Annotated in this window: 17 protein-coding genes; 14 read left to right on the top strand and 3 right to left on the bottom strand. The window is 59.3% G+C overall.

Going from position 1 to position 16,901, the window contains the following annotated elements:
• The first annotated feature begins 101 nt into the window (after nt 1-101).
• The 4 genes from dbpA (at nt 102) to ACWF8S_RS12580 (ending at nt 5,565) form a co-directional block, all read left to right on the top strand.
• A complete protein-coding gene (dbpA, locus tag ACWF8S_RS12595) occupies nt 102-1,499 on the top strand; it encodes an ATP-dependent RNA helicase DbpA (RefSeq protein ID WP_447553672.1) in 1,398 nt (465 codons plus the stop codon).
• Between the two features lie 63 nt (nt 1,500-1,562).
• Nucleotides 1,563-2,429 carry a PA4780 family RIO1-like protein kinase gene (locus ACWF8S_RS12590; protein ID WP_447553671.1) on the top strand — a complete coding sequence of 289 codons (867 nt, stop codon included), beginning with the start codon at nt 1,563-1,565 and terminating at the stop codon, nt 2,427-2,429.
• Between the two features lie 191 nt (nt 2,430-2,620).
• Nucleotides 2,621-4,525 carry an ABC transporter ATP-binding protein gene (locus tag ACWF8S_RS12585; RefSeq protein ID WP_447553670.1) on the top strand — a complete coding sequence of 635 codons (1,905 nt, stop codon included), beginning with the start codon at nt 2,621-2,623 and terminating at the stop codon, nt 4,523-4,525.
• 23 nt (nt 4,526-4,548) lie between these two features.
• Nucleotides 4,549-5,565 (top strand): zinc-dependent alcohol dehydrogenase family protein, encoded by a 1,017-nt coding sequence (locus ACWF8S_RS12580; RefSeq protein ID WP_447553669.1) that lies wholly within the window; start codon nt 4,549-4,551, stop codon nt 5,563-5,565.
• Between the two features lie 100 nt (nt 5,566-5,665).
• On the opposite strand, the gene ACWF8S_RS12575 is transcribed toward ACWF8S_RS12580, so the two are convergent.
• The gene (locus tag ACWF8S_RS12575; protein WP_447553668.1) at nt 5,666-5,950 is read right to left on the bottom strand and encodes a hypothetical protein; all 285 of its coding nucleotides are present in this window, start codon (nt 5,948-5,950) and stop codon (nt 5,666-5,668) included.
• Nucleotides 5,951-6,162: 212 nt separating this feature from the next.
• Here ACWF8S_RS12575 and ACWF8S_RS12570 point away from each other — a divergent pair, with 212 nt between their 5' ends.
• On the top strand, nt 6,163-7,305 hold the full coding sequence (locus tag ACWF8S_RS12570) for a hypothetical protein (protein ID WP_447553667.1): 1,143 nt from the start codon (nt 6,163-6,165) through the stop codon (nt 7,303-7,305).
• Nucleotides 7,306-7,338: 33 nt separating this feature from the next.
• Nucleotides 7,339-8,190, top strand: coding sequence for a mechanosensitive ion channel family protein (locus tag ACWF8S_RS12565; protein ID WP_447553666.1), 852 nt, complete (start codon nt 7,339-7,341; stop codon nt 8,188-8,190).
• 7 nt (nt 8,191-8,197) lie between these two features.
• Here the strand turns inward: ACWF8S_RS12565 and ACWF8S_RS12560 are convergent, their stop codons facing one another.
• Entirely contained in the window at nt 8,198-8,929 is a 732-nt protein-coding gene (locus tag ACWF8S_RS12560) for a YebC/PmpR family DNA-binding transcriptional regulator (protein ID WP_447553665.1), read from the bottom strand.
• A gap of 183 nt (nt 8,930-9,112) precedes the next feature.
• On the opposite strand from ACWF8S_RS12560, the gene ACWF8S_RS12555 reads away from it, so the two are divergent.
• Complete coding sequence (locus ACWF8S_RS12555) at nt 9,113-9,730, top strand: LysE family translocator (RefSeq protein ID WP_447553664.1); 618 nt, start codon at nt 9,113-9,115, stop codon at nt 9,728-9,730.
• Nucleotides 9,731-9,772: 42 nt separating this feature from the next.
• The gene (locus ACWF8S_RS12550; RefSeq protein ID WP_447553663.1) at nt 9,773-10,261 is read left to right on the top strand and encodes a glutathione peroxidase; all 489 of its coding nucleotides are present in this window, start codon (nt 9,773-9,775) and stop codon (nt 10,259-10,261) included.
• On the opposite strand, the gene ACWF8S_RS12545 is transcribed toward ACWF8S_RS12550, so the two are convergent.
• Nucleotides 10,258-10,647: a DUF7079 family protein gene (locus ACWF8S_RS12545; RefSeq protein ID WP_447553662.1), complete on the bottom strand. Its 390-nt coding sequence runs from the start codon at nt 10,645-10,647 to the stop codon at nt 10,258-10,260. The genes ACWF8S_RS12550 and ACWF8S_RS12545 overlap by 4 nt on opposite strands.
• Nucleotides 10,648-10,823: 176 nt before the next feature.
• On the opposite strand from ACWF8S_RS12545, the gene fabV reads away from it, so the two are divergent.
• The 6 genes from fabV to ACWF8S_RS12515 all read left to right on the top strand — a co-directional run bounded on the left by fabV (nt 10,824) and on the right by ACWF8S_RS12515 (nt 16,869).
• Nucleotides 10,824-12,023, top strand: a complete 1,200-nt coding sequence (gene fabV, locus ACWF8S_RS12540) for an enoyl-ACP reductase FabV (protein ID WP_447553661.1) — start codon at nt 10,824-10,826, stop codon at nt 12,021-12,023.
• Nucleotides 12,024-12,092: 69 nt separating this feature from the next.
• A complete protein-coding gene (locus ACWF8S_RS12535) occupies nt 12,093-12,305 on the top strand; it encodes a hypothetical protein (protein ID WP_447553660.1) in 213 nt (70 codons plus the stop codon).
• Nucleotides 12,306-12,439: 134 nt separating this feature from the next.
• Nucleotides 12,440-13,174 carry a PRC-barrel domain-containing protein gene (locus tag ACWF8S_RS12530; protein ID WP_447553659.1) on the top strand — a complete coding sequence of 245 codons (735 nt, stop codon included), beginning with the start codon at nt 12,440-12,442 and terminating at the stop codon, nt 13,172-13,174.
• 253 nt (nt 13,175-13,427) lie between these two features.
• Complete coding sequence (locus ACWF8S_RS12525; RefSeq protein ID WP_447553658.1) at nt 13,428-14,273, top strand: PRC-barrel domain-containing protein; 846 nt, start codon at nt 13,428-13,430, stop codon at nt 14,271-14,273.
• Between the two features lie 235 nt (nt 14,274-14,508).
• Nucleotides 14,509-15,480 carry a GlxA family transcriptional regulator gene (locus ACWF8S_RS12520; protein ID WP_447553657.1) on the top strand — a complete coding sequence of 324 codons (972 nt, stop codon included), beginning with the start codon at nt 14,509-14,511 and terminating at the stop codon, nt 15,478-15,480.
• A gap of 174 nt (nt 15,481-15,654) precedes the next feature.
• The gene (locus tag ACWF8S_RS12515) at nt 15,655-16,869 is read left to right on the top strand and encodes an aspartate aminotransferase family protein (RefSeq protein ID WP_447553655.1); all 1,215 of its coding nucleotides are present in this window, start codon (nt 15,655-15,657) and stop codon (nt 16,867-16,869) included.
• The last annotated feature ends 32 nt before the right edge of the window (nt 16,870-16,901 follow it).

The following is a 16,901-nucleotide window of genomic DNA, read 5'->3' as shown; positions in this document are numbered from 1 at the left end:
GCAAGGCAAAAGAGGCGGCTTTCTGGTATGGTGCCTTCTCAAGCGTATTAGCGTAAGGGCCTTCATTATCCGGGTGCTTGCGCCCCGTTCAGGAAACTTTCGTGGCCGATACTTCTTTTGCCTCTTTGGCGCTGCCCCTAGCTCTTGTCGATAACCTGGCATCTCTTGACTACCTTGAGATGACACCGATTCAGGCGCAAAGCTTGCCGCCCATGCTGGAAGGTCGCGACGTGCTTGCCCAGGCAAGAACGGGCTCGGGCAAGACGGCGGCGTTTGGCCTGTCGCTTCTGGCCAGGCTCAAGCTGGAATGCTTTGATGTCCAGGGCCTGGTGCTATGCCCCACCCGAGAGCTCGCCGACCAGGTAGCCGAGGCGCTTCGTCGGCTGGCGCGTACTCTTCCCAACGTGAAAGTGCTCACCCTTTGCGGCGGGGCCCCGTTTGGCCCTCAGCTGGGCTCGCTTGAACACGGTGCGCACATCGTGGTGGGTACGCCCGGGCGCATCGAGGAGCATCTGCGCAAGGGCACGCTGAACCTCGATGCGCTGGCAACGCTGGTGCTCGATGAAGCGGATCGAATGCTCGATATGGGTTTCAGGCCCGCCATCGAGAAGATCATTCGCGCCACCCCGGATACGCGCCAGACACTGCTGTTCAGCGCCACCTTCCCGGACGAGCACGCCTCTGACGAGTTGGCCACGATGACCCGTGGGGTCATGCACAACCATGTGACCGTATCGGTGAGCGATACCCACGATGAGACCACCATCGAACAGTATTATTTCACCGTGGCCGGTGAAAAGGCGCGCATGGAGGGCCTGGTGGATCTGCTTTTGAGCTACCGGCCCGTTACCAGCGTGGTGTTTTGCAATACCAAGCGCGAGACCGATCAGGTGGCCGAGTACTTGAATGCGCAGGGCTTTAGCGCGGTGGCACTTCACGGCGACCTGGAGCAGAAGGACCGCGACCGGCTCTTGATTCTTTTCGCCAACCAGAGCGTGTCGATTCTGGTGGCCACGGACGTGGCTGCCCGAGGGCTTGATATTGCCAAGCTCGACGCCGTGTTCAACTACCAGATTGCTCGTGAGCAGGATGTGCACGTCCACCGCATAGGGCGTACCGGCCGGGCCGGTGAACGCGGGATTGCCGCCACCCTGGTAGCTCCGGAAGAACACTACCGGCTGGAACGTCTTGGCGAGCATCTGGGAGAAGTGCTTGAAACCAGACCACTACCCAGGCCAACCGGGCGTACGCCCTTCAAGCCTTCCATGGCGACCCTTCAACTGGGAGGGGGCAAAAAGGACAAGCTGCGCCCGGGAGATATCCTGGGCGCACTCACCAGCGAGGGTGGCATTCGCGGCGATCAGGTGGGCAAGATCAAGGTGCAAGCGCGAAGCGCCTATGTCGCCGTAGAGCAGAGCGTGGTGAACAAGGCCTTGGCCAAGCTCGAGCGCGACAGACTCAAGGGCCGCGCGTTTCGTGTTCGCCATATTCGTTACTGACGCATTCATAACCAACCTATTCACGACTAACGCATTCCCGATCAGGAGTGACCGCCGCAAGCTATGAAGATACCCAAACGATTACAGCCCTTGGTGGATGACGGTCTCGTTGACGACGTGTTGATGCAGTTGATGAGTGGTAAGGAGGCCCAGGTGTATGTGGTCCATGCCGGGGGCGAAAAACGCTGCGCGAAGGTATTCAAAGAGGCCAAGCAGCGCAGTTTCAAGCAGGCCGTTCAGTACCAGGAAGGGCGCAAGGAGCGTAACAGCCGTCGCGCCCGGGCCATGGCGAAAAAGACCCGTTACGGCCAGAAAGAGCAGGAGCAGGCTTGGCTCTCTGCCGAAGTGGATGCCCTTTACCGCCTGGCCGGGGCCGGGGTGCGCGTGCCAAAGCCCTACGGTTTTGTCGACGGCGTGCTGCTGATGGAGATGATTACCGACGCCGAAGGCGATGTTGCCCCGCGGCTGGGCGATGTCACCCTTACCGAGGAGCAGGCGCTTCGCTATCACGCCAAGGTGATTCAGGATGTGGTGCGTATGCTGTGCGCCGGACTCGTTCACGGGGACCTTTCCGAATTCAACGTGCTGGTGGATGGTGAAGGCCCGGTGATCATCGACCTGCCCCAGGCGGTGGACGCTGCCGGCAACAACAGCGCCGCCGCCATGCTCGAGCGCGATGTGAACAATATGCGCGCCTACTTCGGCCGCTACGCCCCGGCACTTTTGGAGACCCATTATGGCAAGGAGATGTGGGCGCTTTATGAGGCGGGCAAGCTGAACCCGGATAGCCAGCTGACCGGCCATTTCGAGTTTGATACCCACAGTGCCAACGTGGACGAACTGATGGACGTCATTGATGATGCCAAGGAAGAAGAGGCTGAGCGTCAGGCGCGTCTGCGCGATGAAGATGACGACGGCTATCCCTACTAACCCTTTCAGGCGCCCGGGTGGGCCAGGCTGACTAACGCTTCGCCCTTGACGAGAGCCCGGTGTGGCCTTGCAAAGCACGTGGGCGAAACGAGGCATGGTCGGGGCTTGCCCGGCCCGTTTTGCCGCGTCGCCACACTCGGCCCGGCTGGCTGCCAATCAATGCTTTCTACCATGGGCTTCAAGGACTTTCCATGTTCGCACGCTTGCTGAAACCGCTATTCAACTATTTTGAAACGCGCGTGGATCCCTACCCGGAAGGTGAGGTGGAAACCCCGCCTCGGGGGCTTTTTCCGTTTATCTGGCATTTTTCCCGGCCCATCTGGCCGCTTTTGGTGCTCATGTCGCTGGTCACCGGCGCGGTGTCCGCGGCGGAGGTGTTCTTTTTCAGCTATATGGGCGAGCTGGTGGACTGGCTGGGCAACGTCGAGCGGACGGGGTTCTGGCAGGAAAACGGTCTCTGGCTTGCCGGGGTCGGGCTGCTGGTCATCGTGGGGCTGCCGCTTCTGGTGCTTCTGCAGTCGCTGGTTACCCATCAAAGCATTTTCGGCAACTATCCGATGATCGGCCGCTGGCTCTCGCATCGTCATATGCTCAGCCAGAGCCTGGCGTTCTATCAGGACGAGTTCGCCGGGCGCGTGTCGCAAAAGGTCATGCAGACGTCGCTTGCCATTCGCGAAACCGTCACCAAGGTGATGGACCTGATGGTCTACGCGCTGGTCTACTTTACCGGCGCGGCCTTTTTGCTGGGCCGCGCCGACCCCTGGCTGCTGCTGCCCCTGGGGCTATGGCTGGTCGGTTATCTGGGCATCATGCGTTATTTTGTGCCGCGGCTTCGCGATGTGTCCATGGCCCAGGCGGACGCTCGCGCCGAAATGACCGGACGTGTGGTGGATAGTTACAGCAACATTCAAACCATCAAGCTCTTTGCCGATACTCACCGCGAGCAGCGCTATGCCAAGGACGCCATGGAAGGCTTTCTGGTAACGGTGCATCGCCAGATGCGTCTGGTAACGGTGATGAGCGTGAGCCTGACGTTCTTGAACACGCTGCTTTTGGTGGGCATTGCCGGCATGGCGATCAGCGCCTGGTACCTGGAGGCGATTTCGCTGGGCGTCCTGGCGATTGCCATTGCGCTGGTGATGCGTATTCGTTTCATGTCCGACTGGATCCTCTGGGAGGTGGCCGGGCTTTTCGAGAACATCGGCACCGTACAGGATGGCATGAATACCATCGCCCAGGCGCCGAGCATCAAGGATGTGCCGAATGCGCCGGCGCTTGAAGTGCCCCGCGGCGAGATCGCTTTTGAGGGGCTCACTTTTCATTACGCCCAGGCCCAGGGCGAGCACAAGACCGTGTTCAACGGACTTGACCTGACCATCAAGTCCGGTGAGAAAATCGGCCTGATCGGCCGCTCGGGAGCCGGCAAGTCGACGCTTGCCAACCTGCTGCTGCGGTTTTACGACCTGCAGGGCGGGCGTATCCGTATCGACGGGCAGAATATCAGTGAGGTCACCCAGACCTCGCTTCGTCACCAGATCGGCATGGTGACCCAGGACACCTCGCTGTTGCACCGCTCGCTCAGAGACAACATTCGTTACGGCAGCCCGCACGCAAGCGACGAAGACGTCTGGCAGGCCGTATGCCGCGCCCACGCGGAGTCGTTTTTGAAGGATCTGGTCGATCCACAGGGTCGGCGCGGGCTCGATGCCCACGTGGGCGAGCGGGGCGTCAAGCTTTCCGGCGGTCAGCGCCAGCGTATCGCCATTGCCCGAGTGCTTTTGAAAAATGCGCCGATCCTGGTGCTGGACGAGGCGACATCGGCGCTGGATTCCGAAGTGGAAGCCGCCATCCAGGAGCAACTCGACGCACTGATGGAGGGCAAGACGGTCATCGCCATCGCTCACCGACTGTCAACCATCGCCATGCTCGACCGGTTGATCGTGGTGGACGGTGGTGAAATCGTCGAAAGCGGCACTCATCAGGAACTGATCGAGCTCGGCGGCATCTATGCCAACCTGTGGCAGCGCCAGTCCGGCGGCTTTCTGGGGCTGGACGTGTCAGACAGTGATTCGTCTGCTAACTTGACGCATACCTAAGTCGATCTACAGGGAGTATTTTCATGAGCGACTCACGCACCGTTACCCTCAAAGCGCCCGGCGGGCTCGATCAATTGCAGGTTCAAACCTCCCAGTCCCCGGGCGAGCCCGGTCCTGGCGAGATCAAGGTACGCCTTCACGCAAGCTCGCTCAATTTTCACGACTATGCGGTAGTTGCCGGCATGATTCCCACCGACGATGGACGTATTCCCATGTCCGACGGGGCGGGGATCGTCGAGGCGATCGGGGACGGCGTGGAAGAGTTTGCCGTTGGCGATCACGTGGTTTCCACGTTCTTCCCCACCTGGCTGGAAGGCCCGGCGCGGGTGGGTGATTTTCGTACCACCCCTGGTGACGGCGTCGATGGCTACGCCCGCGAGCACGTGGTTCGCTCGACCAACTGGTTTACCCATCAGCCCAAGGGCTATAGCCATGCCGAATCCGCCACGTTGACCACGGCAGGGCTGACCGCCTGGCGGGCATTGGTCGTCGATGGCAACATCAAGGCCGGCGACACGGTTCTGGTGCTGGGCACCGGCGGGGTTTCCATTTTTGCCCTGCAGTTCGCCAAGATGATGGGCGCTCGAGTGATTGCCACTTCGTCATCCAACGACAAGCTGGCGCATCTGCGCGAAATGGGCGCGGAACATACCATCAACTACAAGGAAACGCCGGACTGGGGCAAGGCGGTAAGTGCGTTGACTGACGGAGAAGGGGTGGATCACATCGTCGAAGTCGGCGGGCCGAAAACGCTGCCGCAATCCATCGATGCCGTCAAGATTGGCGGGCACCTGGCGTTGATCGGCATTCTGACCGGCCGCGAAGGCGATATTCCTACCGCCAAGCTGATGGCCAAGCAGGCGACCCTGAAAGGCTTGATCGTGGGAAGCCGTCGGGACCAGGTAGAGATGATTCGGGCCATCGAGGCCTCGAACATGCGCCCGATCATCGATCGCGAGTTCGGCCTTGAAGAGATCGCCGATGCGTTTCGCCATCAGGAGTCGGGCAAGCACTTTGGCAAGATCTGCCTGACGTTCTAGCGCTGAAGCGTGCTTGAGGCTCCAGCGGTTTGCAAGGCCTCTAGCGGATGCAAGGCTTTCTGAAAACAGCTGCACGCCGTGACGGCGTGCAGCGAGAGGGTCAGGCGCGGCGTTCGCCTGGCTCGCTGATGCGGCTATACACGACACCCTTGACCTCGAGCTCCCATACATCCTGGTAGGGGAGGGTCACACCTTCGATATCGCCAGGGTCACCCGTGGTATTTTGCATAAGCGCTTCAGGAATCACCTTGACGCCTTGACTACCGGCATGCTGAATACGCGCGCTGAATCGATTGCCTTCGTGGTCGATCAGCACCCGTTCGCCTGCGATACATTTGCTCAGCTTGTCGTGCAGTTCTATTTCGTTGACCGGAACAACACTCATTGCGACCTCCCGTTTAGCATCTACCTTGGCAATCGCCCGTGCTTGCGTGGCGTCTTTCTCTAGACCAATAGTGATTGCTGCGTTGGTGGGCTTTTTATAAAGCAGTCATGCCTGATCATTGACTCTTTCCTGGGCGTTAAGTTCGACAAAGCCAGTTGTGACATCCAGGCCATGCTAAGCTTGGCTTTAGATACAGTCACTTGAGAAACTGCATGGCAAAGCGCTCGGAAAAAGCCGCCCCTTCGTTATGGGAAGTCGTCAAGCTCGAGACGTTTTCCACACCGGAGAAGACCCAGCGTTCGAGGCAGCAGCGCTATCTGCGCGCCATCAAGACCTGGTTGACCGGCAAGCGCGCCGCCGAGCGTCAGGCCATCGAAGAAGAGAAACTTCGCAAGCTCCCTGAAACGCGTCTGGCACATCTGGTGCCCTCCATCGACTGGGCCAGGGCCGCAGGCGCGCTAGACGAGGTGATCGCCCGCGAATTTGCGCACGAGCCGGTGGTGTTCTTTATCACCCCTCCCTTTGGGGGGCATGAGGACATTATCGCTCACTGGGCCAAGGCGCATCGTTTGACGCCGTCCACCCCGCCGGAAGGTGATGCGCTATTGAACGACGACACTACCTGGATCGCGCAGTTCGACGATACCCCCCGTTGGGCACTGCCTGCCCTTGAACGCTGCTATTTACGCAACAGCCAGGGTATACAGGGCGTGCGCGTGTTTCTGGAAAGCGCGCTGGCCGGACGACTGGGGTGTGGCGTTATCGGTTGCGATAGCTGGGCTTACGCCTACTTGAAGCACGTGGTCGGGCTGGAGAGCGTACCCACCTTGACGCTTCAAGGCGTGGAAGGGGAGCAGTTGGCGGCCTACTTCATCGGTCAGGGCAAAGACGCGTTGACCGTCTACAGTACGCGTACCGGCAAGCCGGTGATGGACGGCAAGCGCGACAAGCGCAACGCGCAAAACGAACTTCAGTACCTGGCAGCCTACTGCCGGGGCCACCTGGGGGTGGCATGGTACTACTGGCGCGAGCGGCTGCGCGAGCCGGCCCAAGAAAGCGGGCGCGATGGCGAGCTCTGGCTGATCGACGCCCTGGACGAGGCCGAACTCACCAACGATACCGGCGATGTGGCGATCCTGGCGCTTCACGCGCTGCTGCTTCACGGCGGTTTGAGTGACAGTGCCCTGGCCGAGGTGCTGCCGTTTTCCCGACATGAGACGCTCAACGCCCGATTGGCACTTACCCGCCTGGGCGTGGTGAGCGAACATCAGAGCCGCTGGCAGGTGGCGCCCTTGAGCTATGCCAGCGTCCGGGAGCTCCTGGTCTCGCGCAACTATCTGGTAGACCCGCTATAACGGGTCAGTGAGCAGAGTATCCAAGAGAGCATCATGGACGAGCCTAAACAGTACGCCGAGTTATTCAACGATATCGACACCCCGGCGGTGATGACCGTCACGGCCATCCTGCTGGCAACGGTTCTCTTGATCGTCTTGAGCCAGCGCGGCCTCAACTGGCTGGCCAACCGGCTTCACGGTCAGCTGCGTTTTCGCGTCTTCGCTCTGGTGCCGCTTTCAAGACTGCTGATTCTGATCGCGGCAATCGTGCTGACAGTGCCGATTGTCATCGATCCTTCGCTTCGTAACATGGTGACGCTGTTCGGCGCGATTGGCCTGGCGGTGGGGTTTGCACTGAAAGATTACGTCAGCAGCCTGATTGCCGGCGTCGTCTCGGCGGTGGAGCTTCCCTACCGCCCCGGAGATTGGGTCAAGATCGAGGATACTTACGGCGAGGTAAAGCATGTCGGCATGCGTACGGTGCATATACAGACCCCGGACGATGACCTGGTCGCCATGCCCCATCTGAAGCTGTGGGAATCGCCGGTCTACAACGCCAACAATGGCGGGCCCACGCTTCAGTGCGTGGCGAGCTTCTATCTCTACGTGGAGGCGGAAGCCGGCTGGGTGCGCCAGGCGCTGAAGGATGTAGCTCTCACCAGCGCCTACCTGAAGTTCGAAGCCCCTATCATCATCGTGGCCCAGGAGAAGCCCTGGGGCACGCATTATCGCATTCGCGCCTACCCGGTCGACCCGCGTCAGCAGTTTCTGTTCATTACCGACCTTACCGTCAGAGGCAAGAAGGTGCTGAGCAAGGCCGGGGTGAAGTCGGCGCTGCTGCCACCGGATACCGCGCTGGATAGCAGCGGCGAAGTGATCGGGGCGCCGAGCAAGCCGCGCGGTTGACGGCGCGTCAGGCGTCCTGTTCGGGCAGCTCGGCGCTATGGAAGACGTTTTGCACGTCGTCGAGCTCGTTGAGCATATCCAGAAACTTCTCGAACATGGCTACATCGTCGCCTTCCACCGGTGTGGTGGTCTGGGGCAAAAACTGGATCTCGTCGGCTTCGAAATCGAGTTCGCCGAAAGCGTCGAGCAGCGCCTGCTTGGCCTTGGCGTAGTCGGTGTGCGGGGCAAAGACGGTGATGCGCTCTTCTTCCTGCTCGATGTCGGTCACGTCGACATCGGCCTCCATCAACGCTTCGAGCACCGCTTCCTCGTCCTGACCCTTGAAAGCGAAGATCGCGCAGTGGTCGAACATGTGGCTGACGCTGCCGGGCGTGCCGATCTTGCTCTTGGTCTTGGTAAAGCAGCCGCGCACGTCCCCGAAGGTGCGGTTGGGGTTATCGGTCAGACAGTCGACGATCACCATGGCGTTGCCGGGACCGAACCCTTCGTAACGCGCGGTGGAGAAATCCTCACCGCCGGCACCGCTGGCCTTGTCGAGCGCCTTGTCGATCACGTGCGAGGGCACTTGATCCTTCTTGGCGCGCTCCATCAAGCCGCGAAGCGCCAGATTGCCATTGGGGTCGGTGCCGCCTGCCTTGGCGGTCACGTAGATTTCGCGTCCGTACTTGCTGTAGACCTTCGTTTTCGCTGCGGCCGTCTTGGCCATCGATTCTTTACGGTTTTGAAACGCCCTACCCATGTCAACGTCCTTTCGTTACCTGAAGCTGCCTGAACGTCAGGCGCTGTGTTCATCAAAAAAGGAAAAATTTTACCCAACAGCGTACCATGCTAACAGCGTTATTTAAGCGCCCGTCTGATATGGTCATGACTGGCGCACTTTACATCTACTCACCCTGAAAGATAAAACAAGAAGGACGATAGAATGCCGTTCTCTCTGTGGCTGTCGCTGGCCGCCATTTGCGCCATGGGGGCCATGTCGCCGGGGCCGAGCCTTGCGCTTGTTCTGCGCCATACCCTGGGCGGCGGGCGGGTTGCCGGGATGACTGCTGCGCTGACTCACGCCGTGGGCGTCGGGGTATACGCGCTGCTGACCGTCTGGGGGCTGGGGGCGCTGATCGCCCGTCAGCCGACGCTGTTTCAGTGGCTCACCTGGGTGGGGGCGGCGTATCTGGCGTGGCTGGGTATCAAGGCCCTGCGCGCGGGTAGAGCCGGTGTGCTCTCGCCGGCACACATGGCCACCACCCGGTCTCAAGCGGCCCGCGAGGGGCTTTTGGTGGCACTGGGCAATCCCAAGCTGATGCTCTTTTTCATTGCGCTGCTCAGTCAGTTCGTGACACCGGACATGGCCATCGGGGCGAAACTGATCATCGTCGCGACGGCGGTCATTATTGACGGGGGCTGGTACCTGCTGGTGGCGCTTGGGCTGTCGCATTCGTCCGTACTGCCCTGGCTTCAGCGTCACTCCCATTGGGTGAACCGGATAACCGGCGTCTTGCTGATTGCGCTGGCGTGTCGCGTGATGGCCGGACCGCTTGTGTAGGTCTGGACCCGCTTATCCATAACACTTCATAAGGGCGTTGTAATGACCATTTACGATCAGGACTGCTATACCCATCAAGGCGAGCCGTTCAACTTGCGCGCACTGAAAGGGCAGGTGCTTTTGGTGGTGAATGTGGCAAGCCAGTGCGGCTTCACCCCGCAGCTAAAAGAGCTCGAGGGCCTTTACAAGCGTTACCGCGACCGGGGGTTTACCGTGCTGGGCTTTCCCTGCAACCAGTTTGGCCGCCAATCCCCCGAGAGTGCCGAGGCTTTCTGCCGCTTTGGCGAGCAGCGCTTTGGCGTGCATTTCCCGCTGATGGAAAAGGTACGGGTCAACGGCGTGGATGCGCATCCGCTTTTTGTGGCGCTGAAACACGAAGCGCCCGGGCTCCTGGGCACCAAGGCGATCAAGTGGAACTTTACCAAGTTTCTGGTGGGCCGAGATGGCCGGGTCATCGCCCGCTTTGGCCCGAAAGAGCGCGGCCTGGTGCTCAAGCAGGCGCTGGAAGCGGCACTGGATAAGGAGCTTTAAGGCAGAGCATCGCCGCGGGCAACCATCAGGCGGTGCATGAGCGCCCCCCAGCGGTGACGAACCATCATGGTGGTCAAGCCGGAAAACAGTGCCCAGCTCTTGCGACGCCAGCCGGTCAGGCGAAGATTGTGAGAGACCAGTTGCTGCATCAGCTTATGATCGTCGAACTGGCGCCACTCGCTGGCAATGGAGAGCTGGTGACGGGACATCACCGGGGCAAGCTCCAGGCGAAATATCCACTCAAGCTCCTTGAGCGACAAACGGTATTCCTCGATGACCTCGATCATATGCGCGTATTCGCGCTCACTGGGTTCGCGGTCAAGCCATAACGGAGCAAGCGCCAGCCACAAATCGCCGCGCTCATCCACTAGTTGCTGTGCGTTCATCAAGCTTTCATCACTCTTTTGGGCCGCCTTGTGGGGCGTATTGCGTTCACTGCGTATCCTGACCTGATTGGCAGGCAAGCTCAAGGGCGGACAGCGCCGGTTGAAATGGTAGAATGAACCCATACGCAGCGGATCGGTCCGCTGGTGAACGCCAATTTTCGATAAGGAGATCCTTCGTGATTATCAAACCCAAAGTACGCGGCTTCATTTGTACCACCACACACCCCAAGGGTTGCGAGCAAAACGTGCTCGAGCAGATCGAAGCCACCAGAGCTCGCGGTTTGGATAAAAGCAAAGGGCCTAAAAAGGTGTTGGTGATTGGTGCTTCCAGCGGCTATGGCCTGGCGGCGCGTATCACCGCGGCGTTTGGTTACGGTGCCGATACGCTAGGCGTTTTCTTTGAAAAGCCGGGCACCGAGCAAAAGACCGGCACCGCCGGCTGGTACAACAGCGCCGCCTTCGACAAGTTTGCCAAGCAGGAAGGTCTCTACAGCAAGTCCATCAATGGCGACGCCTTCTCTCATGAGGCGCGGGAAAAGGCCATCGAGCTGATCAAGCAGGACATGGGCGAGGTGGATCTGGTGATCTACTCGCTGGCATCGCCGGTGCGCAAGATGCCCGACACCGGCGAGCTCAAGCGCTCAAGCCTCAAGCCGATCAATGAAACCTACCGCGCCACGGCCATCGATACCAACAAGGACACCATTATCGAAGCCGAAGTCGAGCCCGCCACCCAAGCCGAGATCGATGACACCATTACCGTGATGGGGGGCGAAGACTGGGAGCTCTGGATGAGCGCGCTCGACGAGGCCGGCGTGCTGGCCAAGGGGGCCAGGAGCGTGGCGTTCAGCTATATCGGTACCGAGATCACCTGGCCGATTTACTGGCACGGCGCGCTTGGCAAGGCCAAGGAAGATCTGGATCGCGCTGCATCCGCTATCGACAAGACCCTGAGCGAAAGCGGTGGCGGGGCGAACGTGGCGGTGCTCAAGTCCGTGGTGACTCAGGCAAGTGCGGCGATTCCGGTGATGCCGCTCTACATCGCCATGGTGTATCGCATCATGAAAGAGCAGGGCGTGCACGAAGGCACCATCGATCAATTGAACCGCCTCTTTGGCGAGCGCCTTTACGCCGAAAGCGCGATGGAGCTCGATGATAAAGGGCGTGTGCGCCTGGACGACTGGGAGCTGCGTGACGATATTCAAAAGGCCTGCCAGGATCTCTGGCCTGCCGTCACCAGCGAGAATCTTTTCGAGATTACCGACTATGCTGGTTACAAGCATGAATTCTTGAAACTGTTCGGCTTTGAGCGTGAAGACGTGGACTACGATGCCGACGTGAACCCGAAGGTCGATTTCGACGTGGTCACGCTTTAACGCCAACCCCGCAACTTCAGACGGGCGCCTTGATGCCCCATCGGGCGCCCGTTGAAGAGGTGAATGGTCATGGATACGCACGAAAGCAAGACGTCTGAAGAGAAGAAAGCGCATGTTCTAGGTCAGCGTTTACCCGAAAAAGGCCCCCACACGCCTTCCCACCTTGAGCCCGAAGCCGGGCGCTCCTCCCAAGGGCTGCATAAGCTCATACCCATCGTGATGACCTTGCTGGCTGTCCTGGTGGCATTGATCATCATCAAGGGTGTCGTGAGCCCCGACTGACCGCCTTGCTGACCAAGACCCGAGTACTTTGCCTGGTATCCAGCTTGCGTTGACAGCCCGTAAGCAAAATTTATTGCGTATCGCTCATTCGCTCACTAGCTTCAGTAGAGTAGGTCAACCCAAGGAGATACCCCATGAAACGGACTACATTGGCGGTTGCCATAACAGCGATTTGCGCAGGCATGTCGATAAATGCGTTCGCGCAGCAATCGCAGAATGGCGACCAGGCAACCTCCGGCGGCTCGACCGAGCAGCAAGAGACTTCGGGTGCTGGCGCTCAGGGCGCCCAGGGTGCGCAAAGCCAGACAAGCACCGAAGACGATGATAGCGGTAGTAATGCGCAAAGCGGTAACACCGGCTCGAACACTGATTCCGACGATACCGATACCGATACCGACGAGAACACAGCCGGCGACGGTGAGGTTACCGGCGACAGCGACGGTCAAATGGAAGGCAACCAGGGTCGCCGACCGGAAGCCATGGACGACCCGGACAATCGTGAGCCCGATCCCAGCATCGCTGCCAATGATACCCAGGGCGGATTGATGTCACTGCAGATCAGCGAAGTCGAAGGCATGACCGTGGTCAATCAGAGCGGCGACGAGATCGGCAATGTGGATCGTATTGTCGAACATAGCGACTCCGGTGATCTCTATGCGGTGGTATCCATTGGCGGCTTCTGGGGCTTTGGGAGCACCGACGTGGCTCTGGCGATCCAGGAAATGGCGCTCGAGGACGACCAGCTCGTGATGCAAACCCCCTATGGCAGTGACGAAATCGAGTCTGCCACCGAGGAGTACAACGAGGATAATTACAGCCAGATCGACAACGATATGCTGGTCGGGGATTTGGCCAATCACCCTAATTGATTAAAGCGATGGTCAAGCGCTAGCTTGCCCTCCACTCGACGCCTTTACGCTTTCAAATGCCACGTTGGCGGCTGAAATATCGTAAAGGCGTTTTTTTATACCCGAACAGGGCAAAGTGGTCGTTTTTTCCAGCGCTAATGAACTGTTGTGAAATAATTAGATAATTTTCGTAAAAGAATGAACTAATTTTTTGCGTTACGCCGCTTACGTCTACTAGGCTCTTAAAGAGTAAGCCAACTGAAGGAGAGATGTAATGAAACGGACAACACTCGCTATTGCAATTGGTGCGATTTGTGCTGGTATGTCAGGTGGCCTGATGGCGCAGGACAACAACCAGAACGATACCGACAATGCTGACCGCATGACGCACCAGCAAGATACCCAGGCAACTACACAGCAGTCAGGCACCGCTAACGACACCCAGGCGCGGGGCGATGACGACACGATGGATGTCCAGGTAGACCAGGAGCCTGCCGAAGTACAGGTAGAGCAGGAGTCGCCGGATATTACCGTCGAGCAGGATCAGCCGGAAGTCACCATCGAGCAGCCAGAGCCGGAAGTCACCATCGAGCAGCCGGAGCCGGACGTGACGGTCGAGCGCGCCGAGCCCAACGTCACCGTCGAGCAAAATGGTCAGCCTGACGTGCAGGTCGAGCAGGCCGATGACGCCCAGGTAGACGTCAACCAGAACGATGATGATCGTGAGCAAAGCGACAATGCCCGCAATGATCAGAATGATCGTAACGATCAGAATGGTCGAAACGACGCCAATGACACCCTGATGTCGCAGCAGGTCAGCGATCTGGAAGGCACCACGGTCGTGAATCAGGACGACGAAGAGATCGGTGATATCCAGCACATCGCCAAGCACAATGATTCCGGCGAGCTGTATGCCATCATTTCAGTTGGCGGTATCTGGGGCTTTGGTTCCACCGACATCGCACTGCCGCTCAATGACATGCAGTATGATAACGATCGTCTGGTGATCGACACCACCTATGGTAGTGACCAGATCGAAGAGTCTTCTGATGATTACAACGAAGACAACTACACCGAAGTGGACGGCGACATGACGCTATCCGAAGCGCATCAGCAGTAAGCGCTTCATGAAACGCTGCTTGGCATGATGAGTGCCAAGGGCCGGGGCAAGACGTTTTCGTCTTGCCCCTTTTTATTGTGTTTGAAACAGTCAATGAAACTGTTCCTGAACCGGCGCTAAAAACCGTGTCTGCAAGTAAAAAGCGCGACGCGTTTTTGCAGGCAGGGTCAACGGGCGCTGTCCAACGATGCGCGATTGGTTAAGATAGAGCTTCATTTATCGATGGCGTCCTGGCATGCAGCACGGCTTTGCTTCCCCCTTCACGTTTACGCGTCAACGTATTGGCGTATTGCTGCTGCCCGGCTTTTCCATGCTCTCTCACGCCTGCGCGGTAGAGCCGCTGTTCATGGCCAATCAGCTAAGCGGCCAGTTGCTGTATCAGGTGTTCACGCTCAACAGCGACGAACAGTCCGTACGAAGCAGCGCTCAGTTGACGTGCAATACCGACTATGCACTGGAGGCTTCGCCCCCGGGCCTGGATATAGTGCTGGTTTGCGCGCCCTCACCATTACCGTACGCGCTGCCTGCAAGGCTGGTCGAGTGGCTACGCCAGCAGTCAAACCGTACCGTATTGGGCGGGCTGGCCGGCGGCGCGGAAGTGCTGGCGCGCGCCGGCTTGCTGGATGGCTACCGGGCCACTCTGCCCTGGGAGCGCTTTGCAACCTTTGCCCAAGCCTATCCCCAGGTCACGCTGTCGCAGCAGTTGTTCGAGATTGACCGTAACCGCATGACCTGCGCCGGCGGTACGGCGGCCATGGACATGATGCTGACCCTGGTGCGTCAGCAGCAAGGCGGCCACCTGGTGGAGCAGGTATCCGAGCATTTCATGTGCGAGCGCATCCGCCCGGCCGATGAGCCCCAGCACGTACCGCTGCGCCATCGTCTGGGCCATGCGCCGCAAAGCCTAGTCGACGCCGTCATGTTGATGGAAGCCAACATTGAAGAGCCGCTTTCCACGCTGGAGCTTTCCGAGCACCTGGGGATTTCCCGCCGCCAGCTAGAGCGGCTGTTCAAGAAATACCTGCAGGCGGTGCCCAGCCGCTACTACCTCAATCTGCGCCTGCAAAAGGCCCGTCAACAGCTGCGCGAGAGCGACCGGGCGGTGGGTGATATCGCCCTGGCAACAGGGTTCTCCTCGGGGGCACACTTCTCGACTGCCTACCGCAACCATTTTGGCCTGACCCCGCGAGAAGAGCGCCTGAGCTGAAGACATTCCAATGCGCAGGTCCGGCGTCTATTTCGCGTACCGTTGGCAACCATTTATAAATAAACGTGAAATACGTGCCGCTTTTCATAACTTACCGTCACATTGCTGAAAGCGGGCAGCGGCATTTGCCCCGTATACTGCCTCTATTGACTGACTCGACTGGAGATATCGATCATGAGCACGACCCCGACCCGGCAGGATTTCGACCACTACATGACGCCCAACTACGCGCCACAGCAGATCATTCCGGTGCGCGGCGAGGGCAGTCGCCTGTGGGATCAGCAGGGGCGTGAGTACATCGATTTTGCCGGCGGCATTGCGGTGAATTCGCTTGGCCACTGCCACCCGGTGCTGGTCAATGCGCTCAAGGAGCAGGGCGAAAAGCTCTGGCACCTCTCCAACATCTATACCAACGAGCCGGCGCTCAAGCTTGCCAGGACGCTGGTCGAGCGCACCTTCGCCGACAAGGTGTACCTGTGCTCTTCGGGTGGTGAAGCCAACGAAGCAGCCCTGAAGCTTGCCCGCCGCTATGCGGTGGATCATTACGGCGAACAGAAGGACAAGATCGTCTCCTTCAGCCAGTCCTTCCATGGCCGCACGCTGTTTACCGTAAGCGTGGGTGGCCAGCCCAAGTACTCCCAGGGGTTTGGCCCGGTGCCCGGCGGCATTCTGCATGCAACCTTCAATGATCTGGAAAGCGTGCGCCAGCTGGTCGGCGATGATACCTGCGCGATCATGGTCGAACCCATGCAGGGAGAGGGCGGTATCATTCCGGCAGCGCCTGAGTTTCTCAAGGGCCTGCGCGAGCTGTGCGACAAGCACAACGCGCTGCTGATCTTTGATGAAGTTCAGACCGGCGCCGGGCGCACCGGCGAGCTTTACGCCTACAAGAATTATGCGATCACCCCGGATATTCTTACCAGTGCCAAATCGCTGGGCGGCGGCTTCCCGGTAGGCGCCATGCTGACAACCGACAAGGTAGCGAAATCGCTTGCCTTTGGTACCCACGGCTCGACCTACGGCGGCAACGCCCTGGGGTCGGCAATCGCTCTGGCGGCCATCGAGTTCATCGACACGCCTGAAGTGCTGGAAGGGGTGAAAAAACGCCACGACCTGTTCCGTGAGCACCTGGAAACCATCAACCGCAAGCACGGCGTATTCAAGGAAATACGCGGCATGGGGCTTTTGATCGGCGCCCAGATGTCGGACGCCTTTGAAGGCCGCGCCAAGGATATTCTGCCGTTGGCTATCGAAGAAGGGCTGATGGCGCTGATTGCCGGGCCCAACGTGCTGCGTATGGCGCCTTCGCTGGTGATTCCTGAGGCCGATATCGCCGAGGGCATGGCGCGCCTGGAGCGCGCAATCGAGCGGCTTGTTGCCAGCGCATGAGCCTGTCAACGGCCCTGTCGAGAGAGGGAGCA

Source organism: Vreelandella xerophytica (genome assembly GCF_968048975.1).
This window is presented reverse-complemented; position numbering and strand designations above follow the sequence as displayed.

Bases quoted from the DNA above. Each gene is read 5' to 3' on its own strand.
- ACWF8S_RS12590 (WP_447553671.1), top strand. From the start codon at position 1,563: ATGAAGATACCCAAACGATTACAGCCCTTGGTGGATGACGGTCTCGTT.
- ACWF8S_RS12585 (WP_447553670.1), top strand. From the start codon at position 2,621: ATGTTCGCACGCTTGCTGAAACCGCTATTCAACTATTTTGAAACGCGC.
- ACWF8S_RS12580 (WP_447553669.1), top strand. From the start codon at position 4,549: ATGAGCGACTCACGCACCGTTACCCTCAAAGCGCCCGGCGGGCTCGAT.
- ACWF8S_RS12575 (WP_447553668.1), bottom strand. From the start codon at position 5,950: ATGAGTGTTGTTCCGGTCAACGAAATAGAACTGCACGACAAGCTGAGC.
- ACWF8S_RS12570 (WP_447553667.1), top strand. From the start codon at position 6,163: ATGGCAAAGCGCTCGGAAAAAGCCGCCCCTTCGTTATGGGAAGTCGTC.
- ACWF8S_RS12565 (WP_447553666.1), top strand. From the start codon at position 7,339: ATGGACGAGCCTAAACAGTACGCCGAGTTATTCAACGATATCGACACC.
- ACWF8S_RS12560 (WP_447553665.1), bottom strand. From the start codon at position 8,929: ATGGGTAGGGCGTTTCAAAACCGTAAAGAATCGATGGCCAAGACGGCC.
- ACWF8S_RS12555 (WP_447553664.1), top strand. From the start codon at position 9,113: ATGCCGTTCTCTCTGTGGCTGTCGCTGGCCGCCATTTGCGCCATGGGG.
- ACWF8S_RS12550 (WP_447553663.1), top strand. From the start codon at position 9,773: ATGACCATTTACGATCAGGACTGCTATACCCATCAAGGCGAGCCGTTC.
- ACWF8S_RS12545 (WP_447553662.1), bottom strand. From the start codon at position 10,647: ATGAACGCACAGCAACTAGTGGATGAGCGCGGCGATTTGTGGCTGGCG.
- ACWF8S_RS12535 (WP_447553660.1), top strand. From the start codon at position 12,093: ATGGATACGCACGAAAGCAAGACGTCTGAAGAGAAGAAAGCGCATGTT.
- ACWF8S_RS12530 (WP_447553659.1), top strand. From the start codon at position 12,440: ATGAAACGGACTACATTGGCGGTTGCCATAACAGCGATTTGCGCAGGC.
- ACWF8S_RS12525 (WP_447553658.1), top strand. From the start codon at position 13,428: ATGAAACGGACAACACTCGCTATTGCAATTGGTGCGATTTGTGCTGGT.
- ACWF8S_RS12520 (WP_447553657.1), top strand. From the start codon at position 14,509: ATGCAGCACGGCTTTGCTTCCCCCTTCACGTTTACGCGTCAACGTATT.
- ACWF8S_RS12515 (WP_447553655.1), top strand. From the start codon at position 15,655: ATGAGCACGACCCCGACCCGGCAGGATTTCGACCACTACATGACGCCC.